The sequence below is a fragment of the Natronosalvus vescus genome, assembly GCF_023973145.1.
Classification (GTDB): domain Archaea; phylum Halobacteriota; class Halobacteria; order Halobacteriales; family Natrialbaceae; genus Natronosalvus; species Natronosalvus vescus.
The window spans coordinates 1,074,749-1,096,357 of sequence record NZ_CP099546.1 but is presented as its reverse complement, the minus strand read 5'-3'; the positions used below and the strand labels follow the sequence as shown (position 1 = coordinate 1,096,357).

At 60.9% G+C, this 21,609-nt stretch carries 25 protein-coding genes; 14 read left to right on the top strand and 11 right to left on the bottom strand.

Going from position 1 to position 21,609, the window contains the following annotated elements; all coding sequences use genetic code 11:
• Positions 1–3: 3 nt before the first annotated feature.
• The 3 genes from NGM68_RS05185 to NGM68_RS05175 all read right to left on the bottom strand — a co-directional run bounded on the left by NGM68_RS05185 (position 4) and on the right by NGM68_RS05175 (position 2,084).
• Positions 4–408, bottom strand: a complete 405-nt coding sequence (locus NGM68_RS05185; RefSeq protein ID WP_252700584.1) for a DUF7318 family protein — start codon at positions 406–408, stop codon at positions 4–6.
• Positions 409–410: 2 nt separating this feature from the next.
• The gene (locus tag NGM68_RS05180) at positions 411–1,076 is read right to left on the bottom strand and encodes a plastocyanin/azurin family copper-binding protein (RefSeq protein WP_252700583.1); all 666 of its coding nucleotides are present in this window, start codon (positions 1,074–1,076) and stop codon (positions 411–413) included.
• A 183-nt stretch (positions 1,077–1,259) separates the two neighbouring features.
• On the bottom strand, positions 1,260–2,084 hold the full coding sequence (locus NGM68_RS05175; protein ID WP_252700582.1) for a DUF7319 domain-containing protein: 825 nt from the start codon (positions 2,082–2,084) through the stop codon (positions 1,260–1,262).
• A gap of 269 nt (positions 2,085–2,353) precedes the next feature.
• On the opposite strand from NGM68_RS05175, the gene NGM68_RS05170 reads away from it, so the two are divergent.
• Positions 2,354–2,842, top strand: a complete 489-nt coding sequence (locus tag NGM68_RS05170) for a DUF7321 family protein (protein WP_252700581.1) — start codon at positions 2,354–2,356, stop codon at positions 2,840–2,842.
• A 174-nt stretch (positions 2,843–3,016) separates the two neighbouring features.
• Here the strand turns inward: NGM68_RS05170 and NGM68_RS05165 are convergent, their stop codons facing one another.
• Positions 3,017–3,304 (bottom strand): GYD domain-containing protein, encoded by a 288-nt coding sequence (locus NGM68_RS05165; RefSeq protein ID WP_252700580.1) that lies wholly within the window; start codon positions 3,302–3,304, stop codon positions 3,017–3,019.
• A gap of 112 nt (positions 3,305–3,416) precedes the next feature.
• Here NGM68_RS05165 and pyk point away from each other — a divergent pair, with 112 nt between their 5' ends.
• The 5 genes from pyk to NGM68_RS05140 all read left to right on the top strand — a co-directional run bounded on the left by pyk (position 3,417) and on the right by NGM68_RS05140 (position 8,334).
• The gene (pyk, locus tag NGM68_RS05160) at positions 3,417–5,174 is read left to right on the top strand and encodes a pyruvate kinase (protein ID WP_252700579.1); all 1,758 of its coding nucleotides are present in this window, start codon (positions 3,417–3,419) and stop codon (positions 5,172–5,174) included.
• Between the two features lie 108 nt (positions 5,175–5,282).
• Complete coding sequence (locus NGM68_RS05155; protein ID WP_252700578.1) at positions 5,283–5,654, top strand: DUF7312 domain-containing protein; 372 nt, start codon at positions 5,283–5,285, stop codon at positions 5,652–5,654.
• A gap of 85 nt (positions 5,655–5,739) precedes the next feature.
• Positions 5,740–6,318, top strand: a complete 579-nt coding sequence (locus tag NGM68_RS05150; RefSeq protein WP_252700577.1) for an NfeD family protein — start codon at positions 5,740–5,742, stop codon at positions 6,316–6,318.
• Positions 6,319–6,390: 72 nt separating this feature from the next.
• Positions 6,391–7,551 (top strand): SPFH domain-containing protein, encoded by a 1,161-nt coding sequence (locus NGM68_RS05145; RefSeq protein ID WP_252700576.1) that lies wholly within the window; start codon positions 6,391–6,393, stop codon positions 7,549–7,551.
• Positions 7,552–7,716: 165 nt separating this feature from the next.
• Positions 7,717–8,334 carry a winged helix-turn-helix transcriptional regulator gene (locus NGM68_RS05140; protein ID WP_252700575.1) on the top strand — a complete coding sequence of 206 codons (618 nt, stop codon included), beginning with the start codon at positions 7,717–7,719 and terminating at the stop codon, positions 8,332–8,334.
• 320 nt (positions 8,335–8,654) lie between these two features.
• Here the strand turns inward: NGM68_RS05140 and NGM68_RS05135 are convergent, their stop codons facing one another.
• Positions 8,655–8,888: a DUF7123 family protein gene (locus NGM68_RS05135; protein WP_252700574.1), complete on the bottom strand. Its 234-nt coding sequence runs from the start codon at positions 8,886–8,888 to the stop codon at positions 8,655–8,657.
• 422 nt (positions 8,889–9,310) lie between these two features.
• Positions 9,311–9,829: an inosine/xanthosine triphosphatase gene (gene yjjX / locus NGM68_RS05130; RefSeq protein ID WP_252700573.1), complete on the bottom strand. Its 519-nt coding sequence runs from the start codon at positions 9,827–9,829 to the stop codon at positions 9,311–9,313.
• Between the two features lie 230 nt (positions 9,830–10,059).
• Between yjjX and NGM68_RS05125 the strand changes: the two genes are divergently transcribed.
• The 6 genes from NGM68_RS05125 (at position 10,060) to NGM68_RS05100 (ending at position 14,501) form a co-directional block, all read left to right on the top strand.
• Positions 10,060–11,040, top strand: coding sequence for a transcription initiation factor IIB (locus NGM68_RS05125; RefSeq protein ID WP_252700572.1), 981 nt, complete (start codon positions 10,060–10,062; stop codon positions 11,038–11,040).
• Between the two features lie 122 nt (positions 11,041–11,162).
• The gene (locus NGM68_RS05120) at positions 11,163–11,837 is read left to right on the top strand and encodes a type I 3-dehydroquinate dehydratase (RefSeq protein ID WP_252700571.1); all 675 of its coding nucleotides are present in this window, start codon (positions 11,163–11,165) and stop codon (positions 11,835–11,837) included.
• Positions 11,838–12,017: 180 nt separating this feature from the next.
• On the top strand, positions 12,018–12,284 hold the full coding sequence (locus NGM68_RS05115) for a DUF8054 domain-containing protein (protein ID WP_484549504.1): 267 nt from the start codon (positions 12,018–12,020) through the stop codon (positions 12,282–12,284).
• A 7-nt stretch (positions 12,285–12,291) separates the two neighbouring features.
• Positions 12,292–12,927 (top strand): DUF8054 domain-containing protein, encoded by a 636-nt coding sequence (locus NGM68_RS05110; RefSeq protein WP_252700569.1) that lies wholly within the window; start codon positions 12,292–12,294, stop codon positions 12,925–12,927.
• Between the two features lie 87 nt (positions 12,928–13,014).
• Positions 13,015–13,590: a hypothetical protein gene (locus NGM68_RS05105; RefSeq protein ID WP_252700568.1), complete on the top strand. Its 576-nt coding sequence runs from the start codon at positions 13,015–13,017 to the stop codon at positions 13,588–13,590.
• A 392-nt stretch (positions 13,591–13,982) separates the two neighbouring features.
• Positions 13,983–14,501, top strand: coding sequence for a DUF1102 domain-containing protein (locus NGM68_RS05100; RefSeq protein WP_252700567.1), 519 nt, complete (start codon positions 13,983–13,985; stop codon positions 14,499–14,501).
• Between the two features lie 261 nt (positions 14,502–14,762).
• Here the strand turns inward: NGM68_RS05100 and NGM68_RS05095 are convergent, their stop codons facing one another.
• From NGM68_RS05095 to NGM68_RS05075, 5 genes are all read right to left on the bottom strand, one after another.
• Complete coding sequence (locus NGM68_RS05095) at positions 14,763–15,509, bottom strand: DUF1102 domain-containing protein (RefSeq protein WP_252700566.1); 747 nt, start codon at positions 15,507–15,509, stop codon at positions 14,763–14,765.
• Between the two features lie 320 nt (positions 15,510–15,829).
• Positions 15,830–17,035, bottom strand: a complete 1,206-nt coding sequence (locus tag NGM68_RS05090) for a DUF5305 domain-containing protein (RefSeq protein ID WP_252700565.1) — start codon at positions 17,033–17,035, stop codon at positions 15,830–15,832.
• A gap of 58 nt (positions 17,036–17,093) precedes the next feature.
• Positions 17,094–18,245 carry a signal peptidase I gene (locus NGM68_RS05085; protein ID WP_252700564.1) on the bottom strand — a complete coding sequence of 384 codons (1,152 nt, stop codon included), beginning with the start codon at positions 18,243–18,245 and terminating at the stop codon, positions 17,094–17,096.
• Positions 18,246–18,661: 416 nt separating this feature from the next.
• Entirely contained in the window at positions 18,662–19,225 is a 564-nt protein-coding gene (locus tag NGM68_RS05080; protein WP_252700563.1) for a hypothetical protein, read from the bottom strand.
• The gene (locus NGM68_RS05075; protein WP_252700562.1) at positions 19,222–19,839 is read right to left on the bottom strand and encodes a hypothetical protein; all 618 of its coding nucleotides are present in this window, start codon (positions 19,837–19,839) and stop codon (positions 19,222–19,224) included. The genes NGM68_RS05080 and NGM68_RS05075 overlap by 4 nt, the downstream gene beginning before the upstream one ends.
• A gap of 407 nt (positions 19,840–20,246) precedes the next feature.
• Here NGM68_RS05075 and NGM68_RS05070 point away from each other — a divergent pair, with 407 nt between their 5' ends.
• Both NGM68_RS05070 and NGM68_RS05065 read left to right on the top strand, forming a co-directional pair.
• Positions 20,247–20,837, top strand: coding sequence for a DUF7344 domain-containing protein (locus tag NGM68_RS05070; protein ID WP_252700561.1), 591 nt, complete (start codon positions 20,247–20,249; stop codon positions 20,835–20,837).
• A gap of 132 nt (positions 20,838–20,969) precedes the next feature.
• Positions 20,970–21,383 carry a zinc ribbon domain-containing protein gene (locus NGM68_RS05065; RefSeq protein WP_252700560.1) on the top strand — a complete coding sequence of 138 codons (414 nt, stop codon included), beginning with the start codon at positions 20,970–20,972 and terminating at the stop codon, positions 21,381–21,383.
• Positions 21,384–21,609: the final 226 nt, after the last annotated feature.

Below are 21,609 nucleotides of genomic sequence, written 5' to 3'. Positions count from 1 at the left end.
TGTTTATCGTTTGTAATAGGGGTAGATTGCGCGTTTGACCGTGTCCCATGCACCTGTGCCATCCACGATCGTCGTTCCTTCGACGTCCTCCTCGCGAATGTAGAGGTCTTCCCACTTGCGACGGCGCTTCTTGACGATCATCACGTCCGGCAGAAACTCCTTGCGGTAGAGCAAGAGGATGAATCCGAGGTTGATGAAAATCGCCGACAGCAGGAATCCGAGGAGCATGTTGCCGGTGCCTGCGTCGAGGCCACCGATCGCCCAGTTTGCGGCGAGGCCGTAGACGAACAGGGAGACGAAGATGATCTGCACGAACGTCAACAGGACGATCGCGATCGCTGCCGCCGTACTCTCTCGAGGCGGTTCGTACCGATGAATATCGCCGTACGTGCTTCCTGACGATGACATGTTTATTTCCTCCCTGGACTACTGGTGTTCGCTGATTCACCGTATTTCAGCAAGTAGAACGTGAAGACGAGCGAGACGAAAATCGCGAGGAACGATGCGATGCCGACGAAGTGCTTCTGGATCGGTACGCCGAGTTCGTCGATGTCGACGTCCGCCATCGCAGCGGCTTCGTCAGCATCTTCTGTGACGTCGATAGAAGCGACCATACCGACGCCGACGTGGGGGGTGCAGACGTAATCGTACGTCCCTTCGACGTCGAACGTGTGTTCGTAGTCGCCGTCGGCTTTCAGATCCGTGTGTCCCTCCCAGTCGGCTCCTTCCGGCTGTTCGGTTGGTTCGACGTTGTGATCGGCCTGTCCGACCCACTCCCAGACGACAGTGGTTCCGGGTTCGATGGTCAGCTCGTCTGGTTCGTAGTAGTTGTCACCGACCTCGACGTACTCGGTGCCGCCACCAGTAGCGGCACCGTTGCCGTTACCGTTCTCGGTGTCGCCGTTCTCACCATTTTCGGCATCGCCGTTCTCGCCGTCTTCGGTCTCCTCGTCACCGTTCGTTTCGGTGCCGTCACCGTTCTCATCGTCTTGAGCCGCGACGGGTGTCGCAGCAGTTGCGGCTACGGCACCCCCGGAAACGCCGCTGGCCGCTACCATAAACTCCCGCCTCTTCATACAATGTGGACTCAGGAACGGGTTTGCTTAAACCCACCGATGCCGCCGTTGGCCAGCCATCGACAACGAGCAGTTACTACACGGCCCAGGCGGCGACGCTGGTGATCGGCTCGAGTCCAGTACAGCGTCGATTCTCGATCCGAAACGAATCGCTACTCCCGACGCACCATCTCACAGACGGAGCTACTCCTCGAGCTGTGAGCGATCTGTCCGAGTGGTTTCGAACGCCTCGTCGTCGATCGGCAGAAACGACGGGCGCGAACCGGAACCGATCGACCGGAGCCGACTCTCGTACTCCTCGGTTCGGAACCGATCGGAGAGGCGGGCGTTGGCCACCATCAGAAACAGGAGGAACGAAATGACGATCAGAATCATCCCGGCGACGCCGAGGACGAGCTGTGACCCGAGTCCCTGGTAGATCCAGATACCGATCGCGACGAGCCCGATAATCAACTGCGAAAACGCCAGCAACTGGAGCATCCAGTTCCCCAACTCACTCTGTTCTTCCGGAAGTTCACCGGGATCCGGGAGCTGCCAGTTCTCGGGTGGCTCTTCGACGTCGTAGCTGTCCATCGAACACAGTGCGACAGTTGGTTTCACGTCCCGGACGACCGTTCCGCGCCCTTCGACGGTTCCGTTGGGGTACACGATAGCGTAGTCGGTGTCGGAGTAGGCAACCAGGCTCCGTCGCCCCTCAACCTCGGCGTACTCGAGGGTCGCAAACACCTCTCGATCGGCGACTCTGGCCTTGAGCTCCTTTTCGACCCGCTCGAGCAGGTCGTCGCCGGTGATCCAGGTATCCGGGTCGAAGGCGACGTCCCACTCCTCCGGGGACATTTCGGCCATGTCGGCAGCGCCGAAATTCTCGAAGTCGTACTTCTCTTCGACCCGTTTGCGAAGCTCCTCGAGGTCGTCTTCGTCTGTGTGGGCTGTGGCCCCCGTCGCGTCCGGCGGCGTGGATGCGTCTCCAACGTGTTCGCCGGCACCCTCCTCGGAAGCGTCGCTCATTACGTCCTCCTTCGTGTTGGGGCTCCCTTAGCGTGACGGTTGCGACTCACACGTGAGTCGAGACATCCTGACACAGGGGATCGTCCCGTGCTGTCGCTGTCTCGAGCGAAGGCAGCCGACGAGTGCTCAATCGTATTGCGTCGAATCGTACTACGTTGAATGGAGTTTCGTGACATCCAGGTGGAACGAGACAGCTGCTATCCCCTGGCCGACCGCCGTTCACGAGCGTTTCGCTTCGTTTATTCCTCACCCCTCCCGACATCTCGAGTATGGTGTCTGAGCTGGCGGTCGCAACCGTGGCGCTCGTAATGGTTACCGCCAGCTTTCCGTTCTACCTGTACGGGGCGTGGATCATGATCGACGCCGACGTCGTCAGCTGGGACGTCCTCGTTTACCACCTGCAAGTGATCGGTATCGGCCTGGCGTTGAACACGATCCCCGTCGTCACCTGGATGATTCCTCGAGTGGCGAATCAGATCGGTGGGATCGTCGCCGTTCACGCCTTTTTCGGCCTTCAGGCGTACGCGATGTTACTTGTTGGGCTGACAGGGATCGTCCGCATTTTGCAGGTCAAACTCGCCCACGACCTGTACGGCGATCCGACTCAGGACGTCGATCTCGACGACCTCCACGAGCACATGCCGGCCTGGCGGCGGCGACTCCGCGTCGGCGTCTTTGGCTACGTCTTTTTCTGGATTCTCGCATACCTGCTCGGGGTGATCCGGTATCTCCTTCGGTATCCGGTTATCGCGTCGTAACGGGATCGCATCAGGAAAGATTCGTGGGATAGTCGACCTCGAGATGGAAAATCGTGTCCAGGAACCCTCGAGACGCACCCAAGGAACCTCGAGACACGACTGAATCGAGGATCCGGGAGGCTCACGATGACAGACGGACGAGCAGCTACCCCTTTAATCGCCCTCGTGCATTCGTCAGATTTCGTCGACGATAGTCGCAAAGTCGTCGGTATCTAACAGCACCATCGTCTCGGCATCCAGTCCATGACGGTGCAGCGTCAACGCCGCCGTAAACGCGGCCTCCGTATCCGGTGCTTCGAAGATGACCAGAAAATCGTGGCTCCCGAGGATGGCGTAGGAGTCGATCAGTTCGGCGTCGTGACTCTCGAGTTCGTTCCGAATCTCACCCCAGATCGACGCGAGTTCCTGGGCGTTCTGGACGTTCCGGTCGCCGACGTCGACGTACGACGCGTACTGTGGCATACCGTCCGTGATCGCACCCGCGGACAAAATCGTTGGGCCAGCAGGTGCCACAGGCTCGAAACGCTCGATTCGGGACGTGCCTTTTTTGACAGCGGTCTGCTAACCACCCGGTATGAGAAACGCGAAGATCGTCTGTACACTGGGGCCGGCGACGAACAGTCGCTCGGCGATTCGCGATCTGTCGGAGGCCGGGATGGCCGTTGCCCGGCTGAACGCGAGCCATGGCACCATCAAGGATCGAGCCGAGTTGATCGAGCGGGTCAAGGACGTCGACCAGGATACTGACAGCCCCGTCGCAACCATGCTGGACACGCAGGGGCCGGAGATTCGAACCGCGCCGCTCCCGACCGGCAAGACGGTACCACTCGAGAGCGGCACCGAGATTCGCTTCGTCGAGGGCGGCGAGACGTCGCCCACCGAAGTCGGCCTCTCGATGTCGATCAGGGCCGTCGAACCGGGCGATCGGATCCTCCTGGACGACGGACTGATCGAGACAGTCGTCACCGAAACCGACGGTGAGACGGTTCACGCCACCGTCGAAACCGGGGGCGATCTCGGAGGACGAAAAGGCGTCAACCTGCCCGGCGTCGCGCTCGACCTCGACATCGTTACCGAGAAGGATCGCCGCGACCTCGAGCTCGCAGCCGAAACGGAGGCCGACTTCGTCGCCGCGAGTTTCGTCCGGGACGCCGACGACGTCTACGAGGTCAGCGAGACGCTCGAGGAGTTCGACGCCGAGATTCCCATCATCTCGAAGATCGAACGCGCGGGAGCCGTCGAAAACCTCGAGGAGATCATCGACGCCTCCTACGGGATCATGGTGGCTCGAGGCGACCTCGGCGTCGAATGTCCGATGGAGGACGTACCGATGATTCAGAAACGGATCATCCGCCAGGCCAAAGCCGCCGGTAGCCCGGTTATCACGGCGACCGAGATGCTCGATTCGATGGTACACTCCCGACGACCGACGCGCGCCGAGGCCTCCGATGTGGCAAACGCCGTCCTCGACGGCACCGACGCGGTGATGCTCTCGGCGGAGACAGCCGTCGGCGATCATCCGACGGCCGTCGTCGAGACGATGGACAGCATCGTCAGACAGGTCGAATCCTCCGGGGAGTATCGCGAGTTGCTCGAGCAACGCGTCCCGACGGCGGGCGACGCCCGAACCGACGCACTGGCTCGATCGGCGCGCTATCTGGCTCGCGACATCGGCGCTGACGCCGTCGTAGCGGCGACCGAGTCCGGCTACACCGCTCGAAAAACGGCGAAGTACCGACCCGGCGTTCCCGTCGTCGCGTCGACACAGAGCCATCGGGTGCGACGACAACTCGCTCTCTCGTGGGGTGTAACGCCCGTATACGCCCGTGTCTCCAACCAGGGTGCCGACGCCGTCGTCGAGAAAGCCGTGCAGGCGGCCCTCGACGCCGGGGCGGCTGAAAGCGGGGACACCGTCGTGGTTCTCTGTGGGATGATGACCGAACTCGAGGGCGCGAACACGACGAACATGCTGAAGGTGCACGTCGCCGCCGACGCCGTGACGACCGGCCGCGTCGTCGTCGACGGTCGAGCGACGGGGGCCGCTACACGCGTCCACGATGGGGATCTGACCGACGTGCCAGCAGGGGCGATTCTCGTCCTGGACGAACACTTCGATGCCGAGTTCACGGGCGACGTCGGAACAATTGGCGGAATTATCGACGAACGTCCCGGGATGACAGGCTACCCGGCGCTCATCGCCCGCGAAACTCGTGTTCCGATGGTCAGCGATGCAGGGATCGACGGCCTCGAGGACGGCCAGATCGTCACGATCGACGGCGAACGGGGCGTCGTCTACGATGGGAACGTTCACGATCGAAACACACGCGTGTGATCATCCGGTTACGCCTGGAGGGAATCCGGTTACACCCGGAGGGAATGCGATTCGCCAGGACGTTCGACGGATCCGCGCATTTTTGCCGTCGGAACCCGACGTATGGGTATGAGCGACGACGCATCAGACGTTCGTTCGGACGAAACACGGCCGTCCGACTCAGCCATCGAGGGGCCGGATACACTGGTCGATGAGGACGTCACCGATGGCGACTCCAATCCGCCTCGAGGGCACGATGATCAGGACGAGTGGGGGCGAATCCCGATCTCACAGGGGGCCGACCAGCACGAGGAGGCGACCGCGAGCGAGTCGATTCAGACCGCGGCCCCGAACGACACCGACGACACCTACCGGCCGGAACCGAACAACCAGGTGATCGATTCGGGGAACGTCTCACTCGAAAACGCGGCTTTCGTCGTCCTGGGGGCGATCGCTATGGTGCTCGTCATGTACCGACTCGGTTCAGTGCTCGTGGTCTAACGGATTCAGCGTGGGTTCCACGGGTCACCCGACCCGTGGTCTAGGTCGGTAAACATTTAATCGGGCTGAGACCCAACAGTCGGATATGCTCGAACTCCTCGTCGACAATCTCCCCGTGGCACTTCTGGCCGCCGGACTCGTGTTGATGGCACTCGAGGCGGTCTCACCCGGGGCGCACCTCATCGTCATCGGCGTCGCACTCGTCGGCGCTGGACTCATCGGCGTGCTGTTTCCAGCGCCCCTTAGCCCGTTCATCCTCGCCGGGTTGACGCTCCTGATCGGAGCGGCGGCAACGTACGTCTACCGCGAGTTCGACTTCTACGGCGGAAAAGGAACGGCACAGACGCGAGATTCGGACTCGCTCTCCGGAACTACCGGCTACGTCACCGAAACCGTCACCAATCGGGACGGCGAGGTCAAACTCGACAGCGGCGGATTCTCGCCGTACTACTCGGCGCGGTCGTACGAAGGAACGATCGACGAGGGCGAAGAGGTCATCGTGCTCGATCCCGGTGGCGGAAACGTCGTCACCGTCGCCGCCCTGGGCGACCTCGAGACCGACAGCATCGATCGGGAACTGGCTCGAGACGCGACTGAGCAAGCGGAATCGGATGACGGAGACACCACCGACGAAACCCTCTCCGAAACCGAGAAGTCGAGTTGAGGACGATGCTCCCGGCAGATATGTTAGTGAAATAAGGGAACGTTTTTGGTACCACCACCGCAAGGGTGGCGTATGGTCCCAGAGTTGATACTCACACAGGCGGCAACGTTCGGCCTCTTCATCGGGGCCCTCGTCCTCGTGGTCGTGCTCGCTGCGCTCTTGAGCGCCATCGAAATCGTTAATGCGTACGAGAAACGGGCGCTGACCGTCTTCGGGGAGTACAGAAAACTACTCGAGCCGGGGATCAACGTGATCCCGCCGTTCGTTTCGCGGACGTTCACGTTCGACATGCGAACCCAGACGCTCGACGTTCCTCGGCAGGAAGCGATCACGCGCGACAACTCGCCGGTGACCGCCGACGCCGTCGTCTACATCCGCGTGATGGACGCCAAGAAGGCGTTCCTCGAGGTCGACGACTACAAGACCGCCGTCTCGAACCTCGCCCAGACCACCCTGCGGGCCGTGTTGGGCGACATGGAACTCGACGAGACGCTGAACAAACGTCAGGCGATCAACGCGCGCATCCGCACTGAACTCGACGAACCCACTGACGAGTGGGGGATCCGCGTCGAGAGCGTCGAAGTGCGCGAGGTCAACCCATCGAAGGACGTCCAGCGCGCGATGGAGCAACAGACCTCCGCTGAGCGGAAACGTCGTGCCATGATCCTCGAGGCACAGGGTGAACGCCGCAGCGCCGTCGAGAAGGCAGAAGGTGACAAACAGAGCCAGATCATCCGCGCCCAGGGTGAGAAACAGAGCCAGATCCTCGAGGCACAGGGTGATTCCATCTCGACCGTGCTGCGAGCCCGTTCGGCCGAGTCGATGGGCGAGCGTGCCATCATCGACCGCGGAATGGACACCCTTTCCGAAATCGGCCAGAGCGAGTCGACGACGTTCGTCCTGCCACAGGAGCTCTCCTCGATGATCGGGCGCTACGGCAAACACCTCCAGGGCAGTGACGTGAAAGAAGACGGCACCGAACTCGAGAGCCTCGCGTTCGACGAGGAGACCCGCGAACTCATCGGCCTCGACGACATCGCCGAGATCATCGGCGAAATCGACGAGGAGGCCGAGATGGATCTCGAGGCGATGGAACAGCAGGCCCAGGCGATCAAGGAGGGCAAGGATACGGCTACCATCTCGAGCGGGGAGGACGTGGTCGACGAGATGAGCCAGGAGTTCGAGGAGGCACCCGAGGGATCGACGACACCTGACGAATCCTCGAGCAAGTAGTCCGACTTCACGTCGGCCGGTTTTCATTCGAGACTTCCGTTCCCGGATCCGCATCGGTTCGAGCGACCCAACCCGTTTTTCCACGGCGAAACTGGTTGGCCTCACAGAACGAACGACAGCGAAACGCGTTTTACCCTCCACCGCTTTTCGGGTGATACGAACAGTATGACAGGTTCTGATGGGGTCGACGAGGAGAAACGGTCGACACTCCGCCGGTTCGCGGCCGTCGGAGCCGTTTCTCCGCTTGCACGCTTTTCGGAGTCCGCCGAAGCCGATGCGGGCGAGAGCGACGCCCGTGATGCGATCGCTGGCTATCTCTCGACGACCCCGGGCGCTCACTTCTCGAAGATCAGGGACGACCTCCAGCTCGGCACGGGGGAGACCCAACACCACCTCCGCCGACTCGAGGAACTCGAGGTCGTCGAATCCTACAGCGACGGCGATTACAAGCGGTTCGTCCCCACAGCACGGTTCGACGAGTTCGAAAAGAACGCGCTCGGCTACCTGCGCCGTGGCACCCCACGGGGGATGCTCGTCGAACTGCTCGCGAACCCCTCGGCGACGGCGAGCGATCTGGCCGGGGCGCTCGAGGTGTCGGCACCGACGGTAAGCAAGTACGCGGGCGAACTCGAGGAGGCCGGATTGCTCTCCCGGGAGAACGGCTACGCCGTCGAACGGCCTGAGACGGTGCTGTTGTTGCTCGTTCGCTACGCCGATTCGTTCGACGACCGGACGGTCTCGCTGGCACAGGACGCCAACGGGTTGATTAGCTACGACGGCTGAAACCCTCGGTTTGGTGGAGCGCATTACACTCTAGCGAGAGTGATGGGTCGTCCGGGTGACATATCCATCGCCCCAATGGGAATCTACTGACGACCAGGTGAGGAGCTGAGGGACAGCTGTACTCATCGTACTGAGGGACAGCTGTACTCATCGTACTGAGGGACAGCTGTACTGCCCCTTCTCACTCACACCGGCCTCGAGTAGGGAGACTCGAGTGACGACGGATCGATCGGCGAAGAAACCGTGGATTTCGACTCTGCGTATCACAAACAGAGAGCGTATCGCAAAATGGAGACTGCGAGCAAACCTGCCGCTGCAGATTACACGACGACTTTCCAGGTCGTACTCGAGGAGTAGCCCCACTTTTCGATCTCGATGTCATAATCGCCCTCTTGCAAGGCCGTGATGTTCGCGCCGACTTCCTTCGCCGTCATCCCGAGTTCCTCGCCGATCAGCCGCGATTTGAAATAGGTCTTGGTCGCAGCGCGTTCTCGAAGATACTGCAAAATCTGCGATTGTTTGCTCGTCAAGTCAGGAGCCAGTGCCGTGCTCATGCTAGGAGCGAACACAGGCGCCGACTTAGGGGATTTGGTACAGGCAGTTAACCCGATTACGTCTGCCGGTTTTTCGACCCGGGAGCGTCCCACCTCACCACCCGACCCCTGACGTTGGTACGCCCGGTTAATACATTCTTTCACGGTACAGTCACGCAGGATCGAACGTGTAGCAACGCAGCACCGAACGTGTTTCCGGTCGTCGTCACCGATACCGTTCGACTCAATCGAAATCGGCTGTTTCGAGCACGTGTTCGTCCGTATCGAACGGAAATTACGAACCGACTCGTGGAGGCAACACCGGGGTCGAGATCCGTACATTCGGTGGAGACAGTCGGTAACAGTCTATTTCTCGAGAGGCTAATTGAGGATTTTCACGCCGATGCACTCTCCCCAGACAACTAGTCCGCGCTAGGATGGACTTACTCCCCGTAATACGGGGTTACGAACGGCCCTATCGCACAGGCGACTGCGGTCGCGAGCGCATCGGTTCGGTCGATCAACCCATCAGTAAGTGCGCCAGCAGCCCCCTCGTTCGTGGCGATATTGGTCGTCCCGAGGTGGTCGTCCATGATCGGGCCGAGTTCCCCACCAGCCTCGAGGCGAACCGTGATCGGTTCCGGTAACGGGAGACTCGGGCCACTTCCACAGCAGAGTCGGTCGCCGTCGGTAACGGCGGCCCACATGATGAGATGCAACTGGCCAGGGTCGCCGAACCTCCCGACGCCGCCCTCAAGCCCAACGCCGTAGGTCGCATCCGTTTGCTCGAATGCTCGTTTCGCCCGTGTTTTCGCACCGGCTATCGTCTCGTCGTGACCAAACGGCTGTTCGGCGACGCCGGATTCGACGTCGATCGAGGTCACTGTCGGCGAGAATCGCTCGAGACCACGGGTCACCGCCTGCACTTTCACCGGATTCGTACTCCCAACCGCGAGGTTCATGCCGGGAACCCTCGTCGGAACCCCCCAAAGAAGAACCGAAATCCGTGCGAGGTGCACACACGGATCTATTTTAATGTTTGGATTGTTAATGCTATTTCCGACGAATAACCAGGTTTCGAGGACTGTAGCCGTATTTTTTCGTAATGCTTATATACTGACTGTCTGAAGGCAGTAGGTAACGACTCCGTCCGAGCGTCTTCGTATTGCTTTGGCCCGGAGGAGCTGTCATCATGACTAACACACGACTATCCACCAGAGCCCGACGCAGCGATCCCCAGACGACCGAAAACGAGCAGGCGAACGAGGCGAACGACCTCGCATGTCCGGAGTGTACCGGCCAGCTCGTCGTCGACGACGAACACGGCGAAACTATCTGTGAGGACTGTGGCCTCGTCGTCGAGGAAGACTCCGTCGATCGCGGCCCCGAGTGGCGCGCGTTCGACTCCGCCGAGAAGAACAAGAAGTCCCGCGTCGGTGCCCCGACGACGAACACGATGCACGACAAAGGGCTGTCGACGAACATCGACTGGCGAAACAAGGACGCCTACGGGAACTCCCTCGGCAGCCGCCAGCGCGAGAAGATGCAGCGCCTTCGCAAGTGGAACGAGCGCTTCCGCACCCGCGACAGCAAAGAGCGCAACCTCAAGCAGGCCCTCGGCGAGATCGACCGCATGGCGAGCGCGCTCGGCCTACCGAACAACGTCCGCGAGACCGCCAGCGTGATCTACCGCCGGGCGCTCAACGAGGATCTCCTCCCCGGCCGCTCGATCGAGGGCGTCTCGACCTCGTGTGTCTACGCCGCCGCCCGGCAGGCCGGCGTCCCGCGAAGTCTCGACGAAATCGCCGAAGTGAGCCGCGTCGAGAAGAACGAGATCGCACGCACCTACCGCTACGTCGTCCGCGAACTCGGCCTCGAGGTTCAGCCGGCCGACCCCGAGAGCTACGTCCCCCGCTTCGCGTCGGGGCTCGAGCTGTCGGACGAAGCCGAACACCGCGCGCGCAGCCTGCTTCGCAACGCCAAGGAGAAGGGCGTCCACAGCGGCAAGTCGCCGGTCGGCCTCGCCGCCGCCGCGGTGTACGCCGCGGCGCTGTTGACCAACGAGAAGACCACCCAGGCCGCCGTGAGCGACGTTGCCGACATTTCCGAAGTAACGATCCGCAACCGGTACCACGAGCTGCTCGAAGCCGAAGATACCCTCGGCGGCGCCTGATCGGACTGCCGTTTTCGACCGTTTTTCGCGCTCGAGAGCGAACCGGGCTGGCTCCTCGGTCAAATGGGTGTGAAAACCGACGCTGACGGATACTTTTTCCCGTTCGACTACGATCAACGGGTATGACCCTGGCGTTCGACTCGTTTTCACTCGCTGCCTCAACAGCCGACCTCGACGACGAACCCGAAGCGCGTGCCCACGCCGACTGCCTCGAGTTCCGAATGGATCTGGCCGACGAGCCGCTGCCAGCGCTCGAGCGTTACGACGGCGTCCTGCCGATTCTGGCGACCAATCGCGCTATGTGGGAGGGTGGTGAGGCAACCGATGCAGGGCGGCTCGAGGCGCTCGCCGAAGCCGCCCGGTTCGATGCCGTGGAAGCTGTCGACGTGGAACTCGAGGCGATTCTCGAGGGCGACGCCGACGGGGTGCTCGAGGTGGCCGACGAAGTGGGAGTCGTGGTGGTCGCCTCGAGCCACGATTTCGAGGGGGCGCCGCCGCGTCCGGAGCTGGTACGGACGCTGACGGAAGCGGGGAAGTACGCCGACGTGGCGAAGCTCGCGGTGACGGCGCAGACGACGGCGGATACGCTGGCTCTACTCTCAGCCACAGAGCAGTTGACCGCTCACGGCGATCGGGTGGCGACGATGGCAATGGGCGAAGTCGGGCGGCACACGCGAGCCGTCGCGCCTGTGTACGGCTCGAAGATCGGCTACGCGCCGGTGGATCCCGCGAATGCGACCGCGCCCGGACAGTACGACCTCGAGACCCTGGCCGAGCTGGTGACGAACCTCGAGTGACTCGTTGACGGCAAGGCACAGGCGACCGGGCTGGTGTCCGAAGTGACAAAAGCGGAGTAAAAATTGGAATGAGAAGTTGAAGTGAAAAGTTCGGTTTCCCGGACAGTAACGAATCCATACCAATAGCGCCATTCGTGAAACGGACGGATATGCACGCTGGAGTGAGCGACGCTCGAGTCGATTCGACAACCTGAGTACACGGGCGAGAATCACTGTCTGCCCTGTACGGTGGTGAACACGCTCATCGCGCTCGGCGTGACCGGAGTCGTCTGGGTGCTCGTGACACCACTCGCTGGTGTGGTTGTGTTCGTCGGCTGTCTGACAGCGATCGTCCTTCGCGGGTATCTCGTCCCGGGGACGCCGGAACTGACGAAACGGTACCTCCCCGATCCATCGGCTGTTCGGCACGCAGTACGGAGAGTCGACGGCTGTACTCGAGACAAATGATGAGGACGTGGACACATTCGACCTCGAGACGTTCCTCCTCGAGTCGACCATCGTCGAGGAGTGTCCCGACGAAGACGACCTCTGTCTCGACCCTGACTTCCGGACGGCCTGGCGGGGCGAAATCGCGGCGATTCAGCGGGCAGGCGATCGACTCGAGCGACTGGCAGCTCGTCTCGAGGTCGAAGCGTCGGCGCTGGCGCTCGAGGAGTCGTCTGGTAGGTACACCGCCTCCTACGAGAGCGAACGGATCGGCCTGTGGCCCTCGGAGGCCGCGTTTCTGGCAGATCTGGGGATTGTGCCCGTGCTGGATGCGTACTGTTCCGGGTGGGAACGTCTCGAAGACGACCAGCAAGGGGCTGTCGTTGCCGGGTTACGGGTGTTTCTCGAAGCGTGTCCGGAGTGTGATGGGGCAATCACTGCACGCGAGGAGGTTCGAGACACTTGTTGTACCGAAATTACTCAGGCGAGACTCGAATGCGCCGAGTGTCACGCCGTGCTGGTGACGAGCAGTACGAATCGGTGCTGGCAACCTCCAGAACCCCGTCTTGTCGTTCACAGCGACACTATTCCCGCCGTTCGTACAGCATTCGAACCAGTATGGGAAGCCAACGTTCACGACTGCAACTGCCTGTCGGTTGGGTAGTTGCGTGATTACAATGGACGTTGTAGTTCTTGGTTCGTGTATGTCCGTGACCGTGGTGTGTCGCCGGAAACGTGAGAGGGGGTATCGATGAAACGACGTCGACTGTTACAGGCAACTGGAACCGTTCTCGTGGGTGCAGGAACGATAACCGCGACCAGTGGGTTCACCCGGGTCGAGTCACAGCGTCGAGTGACCATCGACGTGGACGAACGGGTCGGCGAGGAACTCTACTGTGAAGGGCGAAACGAGGATTTCTGGATAGAGGGGTTCAGTCAGGGTGACGGCAACGAACCGACACACGAGAAAGGAGACACCTACCTGTACGTCCAGGCGATCAGACCCGGGAACCACGTCGTCGAGGAGACGTGGGTCACGATGGAAGCCGTCGACCTCACCGACTGGAACGAGATCGAAATAATCTGGGAGAATACAGGGGACAACAGCACGAGAAACCGCAGTTACCTCGTCGTTTCCGAGAATCAGATGGGGAATCACGACGATTACGAGGTTCGACTGGTCAACAACGAGAAGTTCGATACGACCGAGTATCTCGACGTCAGCGGCCTCAACGGCGAGTACTACGTTCGAATGCATGCTCGGAACATCGAACCGGGTAACAACCTGTCCGAGCTGTACACGTACTGCGTAACGCTATTGCCGTAACACATCGGCGCCATCCTCTGGAGCGTCAATTGCACGCCATACGACGCTCTTTTCATCCATTTCACCCGGTTTTACCAGGATCCAGTCGTCTGTCTGTGCGGCCGGCTGCTCGAGCCGTTTCACGGGCATACACTCGACACTCGGAACGCAGCATTCGGCACTCAGCACCTGACCCACGACCGTTTTGGTGTTCGAGTACACGAACAGCCAGAAGCGGTTACGGAAATTTCTGTGAATACGAATAGATCCAGCAACGAGCCGCCGCCATAGAGAACAGGCTCTCCTTACCCGACGTCTGCCTCCATATACAAAAGGGTGGGTGCGGTGATACTTCGCGTATCCCGGAGGCGGTCGCAAACGGCGACCCACCCGTCGTCACCGGGTGATTTCACATGGAACGGAGAACATTCCTGACTGGCGTTGGTACAGCTGGGCTCGCGAGTACCGTGGTGATCGGCAGCGGCGCGTTCAGCAGAGCCGAATCACAACGACACGTGTCGATCGCGCTGGCCGAAGACCCGAGCGCTTACCTCGCGATGGACGAGTGTCCAGCACTGGACAGCGACGAGATTACCGTTACTCTCGACGACCACGGCCACCTCGAAGTCGAGGGACTGGCGGAGGCGATTCGGACGGGCGAGTTCGACAACGTCTTCCAGGTCTGTAACCACGGCAAGGAAGGAGCAAGAATCTGGATAGAGTTCGAGATTGACGAGTACGAAGACCGGCTGTGGTTCTACCTGGGAGACGACCCGGACGACCCTGTCGATAGCGAATCGAACGGGTTCGATCTCGACGTTGGTGAGTGTGCGTGCATCGGTATCGGCGTCGACGCAGAGGGGCTCGAGGATCTCACGCTGTTCGACGACGAGATCGTGATTCACGCCGACGTCGACAAATACGAAGACTGAGAACTGTTCAAGAACGTTGAGACCGGCTATTTCTATAATCTCTTAGATAGTATAGTCGTGATACCTCTCAATAAAGCGAGTGATCACTCGAAAGGATCCCATAGCCATCCCCAATCAAGACGACTAACAAAACAGATACGATTCTTTGCTTTCGATAGATAAACAGATTTCGATCCCCTTGAAAGTAGGTTTACTACCGACCCCTTAGTTCGAACAAAAACGAATTCGTTTGTCGATTCTCACTGATATAGTGAAGGGTAATCAGTCGTTCACTTCACCCGCTCCAGGCGCGTCGGCGACGACGGTTGCATCACCTTCCACGAGAGGTTCGTCATCCATTGTCGCATCAATACCCTTCGTGTTCGTTCGGATGTTCATCGTTTCACACTCGCCTACATCGAGGGTTAGATCTTCACCATAATCCCATGATTCATCCTCCGAGTCTGTAAGGATCGAAACTTCATTTCCTTCGTCGTCGTAATAGAATACGTCGACGATCGGACGCCCATAATCGTCGTCTGGTTCGATTCCATCTTCAGAGGAAGAGTGGAACTGCAGACCAGCAACGTCGATCCTCACGGTTGCTTCTGCCTTGCCGTTGTTACAGATATCGAACATTCCGTCGAACCAAGTGGATGAGTCAGAGTTGACACCCACCCCTTCAGGCCCATCTCCACCATTGTCCTGCTGATCACCCTCACCGTCGATCTGGACGTAGAGATGCCCGTTATCATCGAGTGCTACGTAATTCTGGCTGTTGAGCGTATCGAGCGGTTCCAATCCGAGATACGCCTCCGAATCCTCTGCTACGGCTATCGAAACGTGCCGCTGCGATTCGATTCGACTGAACGCGCCCGAGCCGATGATTGCGCTTGCGCCGATTGCTGTACTCCCAGCACCGATCAGGAATTTGCGTCGTTCCATGAGTGTCTCCAGTGCGTTCAGCCCCCGACACCCCATCCACACCACCAACCAGTCGCCACACCTGAACGCATGTATCTCCACCATCACCGGTACCACCCTTGTGTATACACTGACAGGAGGGGCGACATCCCCCTCCTGCAGTAGTGACAGGCACCTCGTGAGACGCCGAAGCGTCCGGCTACGATCTGTCGGGAATTGGATACCAAGCAGTACCAACCGGGAACGACATCCTACCGGCCTCGAGACCGTCGCCACCCGTGGGGGTCGATCTCGAGACAGTCCGAGTAAGCCGAGCGGCACTGCCGCTCCCATCATTAAACGAGCGATCGAACCGGTTTGAACGGTTTCCCGATGATTGCCGTCGCGTGTCGCCGCTTCTCGAGAAGAGACGACAACGATCCCTATCAGTCGTTCCCGGACGAAATCGTCCCGTCCCCTTCCTCGAGGCCGTCCACCTCGACGCCCTCTACTACAGGTTCCTCGGGTGGTGCGTCGCCATCGTCGCCGGGTCGCACGTCTTCGGATCCCTCCAGCACCGGCTCCACGGGCTCGTAAACGTACAGCAGCCCCCCGTCGAGCACCCAGTAGGACGGCCCGTCCTCGGTCTGTTCTTCGATCACCCGCTTCTCACAATCGATCGCCACGTCGACCAGCCCCTCGAGCGTGTCGACGTCCACCCGCGGGCGATCGAGTACCGCGTCGGGAAGCACGCCGCGAGTGATCCAGTCGTCGAACTGCTCGCGCTCGTGTCTGGCACGGGCGCGCTCGAGGTCGGCCGCCGAGGGAGTGAGCGCTCCCCGTCGTTTCGCGACCGTCGTAGCGCCAAGCGCCGACAGCGAGAGGACGAGCAACACCAGTCCACCCAGGGATTCGCCGAGATCGAAGCCGGCCCCGGCCGCCGCATCGCTCTCGACCGCCTCCGTCCGCTCTTCGGCGTATCGATCGTTTTCTGGCCCCTCGACGGTGTAGGTGTCGCCGTCTGGGTCGACTACCAGTTCGTATCGATTGGTCTGGTTCACCGACTCGCCGTCCACAGTGCCCTCGAGCGTGACGTAAGCGACGACGACGGTCTCCGTGGTTCCAGGCGTGCTACCGAGGCTCGAGTCGATCTCGTCGGTTTCGTTTGCCAGGCCGGGGACGTCGAGCGTGAACGCCGTGGTGTGCGTTTCGCCGGCCTCGAGGTCGTCGACCGTGCTCGATCCGAGCGATTCGGACACCGACCAGTACTCGCCAGCGTCACCGTCGACCGATCGGACGACCCGCTCGAGTTCGACGTCGAGGGTGACGACACCATCGGTGCCGTCGTAGCGGTGTCTGAACTCGCCCTCGAGCTCCGGGGCGATGCGCGTGTAGTACACCGGCTGGTTCGACAGTTCGTCACCGACGTCGAACACCGGGTTGTCGACCTGCACCTCGGCGCTGTGGTGGTAGCCGGCAGTGGTCGACCACACTTCAACCGTCCGCTCGTCGTCCGGGGCAGGATCGGCCGCGTACGCGGAGTAGGCCATCCAGCCCCCGAACGCACTCAGCGCGACCAGCACCACGACCACGAGGACGAACCACTGGTCGAGCGCCGATCGCGCTCTGAGAATCGCTCGCTCGCCGTTCATCGTCGATACCCCCCGAATTCGGATCTGTCGTGTGTGTGCGTTATCGTCTCCATGAAAATCACCACAAGGTACGTTTCCCGTGCCCCGTTCGCCGTCGCTCCCGCGTCCGAATTGTCCCCGTGCCGATGAGCAGCGCGAACGGGAGCACGAACACCCCCGTCACGACCACCGTCACGGCTCCGGCCGCCAGCCACGGGTGGATCGTATGCAGCGTCGCAATCACCGGCGTGGGAAGCACCGCGAAGTAGCGATACTCCGAGAACGACCGGAGGTAGTACCCTGTCTCCGGTGGTGCCGTAACGCCGACGGTTACGTTGACCGCGTCGCCACGCTCGAGGCGCTTCGGCTCCTCGTCGACGGTCACGCCGTCGCTCGAGGGCTCGAACATCGTCACCACCGGGACGGGGCCGTTGTGGGCCACTTCGTAGGTTTGAGTCTCGGTCTCACCGGCCGCGATGACGTGGTGCGCACCGGAATCGTACTCGCTGCTGACGATCCCGGTCTCGGTCGACCCCGACATGGTCGCCATCGTCCCCGCGGAGACGAGCGCGATCACGAGCGCCAGTGCGAGGACGACTCGCTTCGCGTCGAAGACGTCTCGCCGCGGCCGCCGTTGGCGACTTCGAGAGCGCTCGGTTCGAGCGCCGCGCTCGAGCAGGAACGAGACGGCGAGTACGGCGATGCCGAACCCGAGCAGGAGCGCCGACAGGCCGGACGATCCCAGCAGTGCCCCCGTCCCCAACAGCGAGGCCAGGCGTAGCTGGGTCGCCTCGAGGCCGCTCTGGATGCCCATCACCGCCGTTCCAAGGTGCGGGATCGTGACCACCTCGCCGTTCACCTGGAGCGCTTTGGCGACGACCTGGCCGTCGGTGACGTGCGGTTCGGCACCGTCCTGGTCGGTGACCATATTTGCATCACCGCGCGTCACGTAGCCGTGATCAGTCTCCGCGACGACACGGTGTGTCGTCAGGCCGCCGCCGTCGATCTCCTGGGCCTCGAAGACGACGACGTCTCCCGTTTCGACCGGGCCACTGACAGCCGTCGGAATCGCGATGAAGCCGTCGCCCGATTCGATCGTCGGCTCCATGCTCCCCGTCTCGACGTACGACAGCAACACCGGCTGGCCAAGGAGAGCACCAACGAGCAACAACACGACAATGAGTCCGACGACGACGGTGAGGACGCTGCTGAGAGACCCACGAATCGTCATTGGTGTGTCGTCACACCCCTTCCCACCAGCGCACGTCCCTCGAGATCTATCCGGTCACAGCGCAGGGAGTGTCGGTCGGCCCAGGTGTCGATAGCCACTGCTGCGTGACACCGATCGACGGCTGGTTCCGCTGTGCGACGAACACTAAACGTCCCCCACCCCCGATCCGCGCCGGTACGTGTCTCGATAGCGGCGAAACGGATCACGGACGAGTGGGCAACATCCGTGATGGTAAGTAATGAGTGACTGACACCAAGTAGTGACTGTCTTCTCGTGTGATCAGTTCTCGAGGAGTCGGAGCAGGGATAGAGACACGAAAAGGAAGAGCGTCTAGGACAGCGGAACCGACGGACGAACAGACTGTGATATCCCACCACCGACGACAGCGTTCCCACCCCGCTTCGAACCGGGTGTCGTCAAGGATCCTTCCGTTCGGTTCGAACGTCGACCTTCTCGACCAGGGTCGTCTCGCCGGCAATCCCAAACGTGCGAGTCATGACGCCAACGCGGAGGCAGGAGTCAGCCTCGAGGTGGGCCGCCTGGTCGGAACTGTCGATTCGGTCACCGAGATTCCCATCACGATAGAACCTGACGGCGGGTTCGCCTCGGTCGTTCGTCACCGGATCCGCGTCGATCCAGACGCTGGCAGCCGATTTCCCCCGGTTACAGACGTAAAAGCCGTCGTGGACGAACGAGATGGAATCGGAGTTGAAGCGGTCGTGGTCGCCCTTCGGTAGCTGAATAGTGATTTTCCGCTTTTTTTCCGTGTCGATGGGATCGCCACCGTCGTCCGTTCCGTCGTCGTCGGTTCCGTTCGACGTCCCCGGCGAGTGAACGGTGGTATCGTCGTCGTTCGACCGAACAGCGGTCTCGGACGTCTGTCGCCAATAGGACACGCCAACGAGCGCGAGCGCACCGAGGCCGATGCTGCCGAGCCCAGCCAGCGTCTGCCGTCGGTTCAGCGTGGACGGATCGGTCATGCGCCGTTGAGCACCCACTCCTCGGATTTTCGGTCGGGCATCTCGACCGCCTCGAGCAGATTGTCCGGTTTCATCTCCTTCGTGAAGGCGCTCTCGGCGATGGCGACGATGATGACGTTCCTGAGCAGCTGCGTGTGCGCCTCGATATCCTTCGTGTACGTGTACAGACCGACCTCCAGACACTCACTCACCGCGAGCGTCTGGCCGCTGACGATCTCGTACCCGTTGCTGAAGTTGCCGTGGTAGAACGTCACCCGGTCGGGTTCGTCACCGGATTTAAGCACGAAAATCTTCGACGGCTCTTTCCCCTGGTTACAGATGTGAAAGAGGTTGTCGAACCAGGAGATCGAATCCGAGTTGACGCCCTGACCACCGCCTTCGGTGGGGTTTTTCTTGTCCATCCGAACCCGCAGGTGCTTTTTGTCGTCGTAGTCGACGTAGCTTCGATTGGGGCTGTCGCTGCGTTTCAGTCCCAGGTACGCGTCCCTGTCGTGGGCGACGCTGATTTTCGTCGACCGCTTCGATACCACACCCGAAAAGGCCCCGGTGCCGATGAGCGTTGCACCGCCGATCGCTGCCACACCGGTTCCGAGAACGAACTGTCGTCGTTTCATAACTGTGTACTCTCCGGCGGATCCCGTGTGCGGTCACACCGACTGACCGACATGGGGCGCGCTTGGCTCTGTCATCGATGGAACCGGGTTTGTGTATACACTCCAAGGAGGGGCGACAGGTAGCGCCTGCAGGCACGACCTTCTCTGCGACCGAGACGCAGGGAGGGCTTTCGACGACCGACAAGCGTGCTCACACAACGAACAGGAGGTGAGATGAGCAGCCAGTGGAATGGGTCGTTCGATCCTCCGACGACGGTGGGTAGCGGGAAACAGGACAGGAACCGACGTCCTCGAGCGAATAATGACTCCCTGTTCGTGGACAGCAAGAGGCTACCCACGGCTACGTTCCAATTAATTAACTTATCTAAGAGAGAGCGTCACGATGGGAATCATTTGGGGGGGTTCACGTGACGAATATTCCACACGCCATTGACACACTGGGGGGTACTGCAGAACAGATTCCGGAGGATTCACCGTCTCGAGACGAGGTATTCACCGTGCTGAGCAATCAGCGCAGGCGATGGGTTCTCTATTATCTCAAACGTGACGAAACGGGACAAACCGACTTGCGAACACTCGTCGATGCGCTCACCGCGTGGGAGTACGAGATGCCAATCGAGGACATTTCCTGGAAGAAGCGCAAGCGCATCTACACGGCGTTGCGCCAGTCACACCTGCCGAAACTGGCCGACGCAGGCATCATCGAGTACGACCGCTCGAGGGGGACGGTCGAGTTGACGGAGGATGCACGGGAGGTACAGATGTACCTCGAGTACGTCCCCGCACACGACATTCCATGGAGTCAGTACTATCTCGGGTTGAGCGCGGTTGGAACGCTGTTGATCGCACTCGTCTGGGCCTCGGTGTACCCGTTTCAGGGGTTGTCCGGACAGGTGCTTTCGGCGATCATCCTCCTGATGTTTGGCGTCTCCTCGCTGGTTCACCACTCTCACCTGCGCCGGAGTGCGCTGGGTGCACGTGACGAGCCACCGCGGTGATCGCGCTGTGTGTGGTGCGGCGAGTATCGTGTGCAGAACGTCGACGAACCGAAAGCCAATCGGGTGGTGACTCCGTACCCAACTCGAAAACGGAACGTTAAGGGTGTCGGTCACTAACGACTCGCTACAGGTATGACGCTGGTTCGTGCGCTCGTCGCCGCCTCGCTCTCGCTGGTGTTCCCCGGCATCGGCCACGCCGTGCTCCGTGACTGGATACGTGCGCTGTTCTTCGCCGGGTTGTTCGTCACGGCGGTCGCCATCTCGTTTTCGACGACGCAGTTGAGCGCGATGACGTCATTCGACGCAACGTGGACGATTCTCACCGAGGAAACCAGCAGCGTCGATCGATTCCTCCTGGCGTTTCTCGCCCTGTTTACCGCGACCGACGCGCTCTTTCGGGGTCTCGGTGCCGTCGGTGGGAGCGGCGACCACGATGGGCCAACGTGCCCCCACTGCAACCGCCCGCTCGATGAGGAACTCGAGTTCTGTCACTGGTGTACGACCCGACTCGAGCCGCCGGCGGAGGACGAATCGGTGTCACCGTAGCTGGTTTCGTCACGAGTGCTGTCACCCAGTCAGCAGCATCATCGGAGTGTCGTCTCTTCTCCTGTCAGTCCAGATACTCGTCACAATCGATATCAGTACCTCATACGTGTCGCCAGCGTCGTCTACGCCACCATCACATCTACCACTCGGGGGCACGACACCACCTCGTTGCCACGGCACCACCTCGAGGTACCACCACCAACTCGTTGCCACGACACCAACCCAG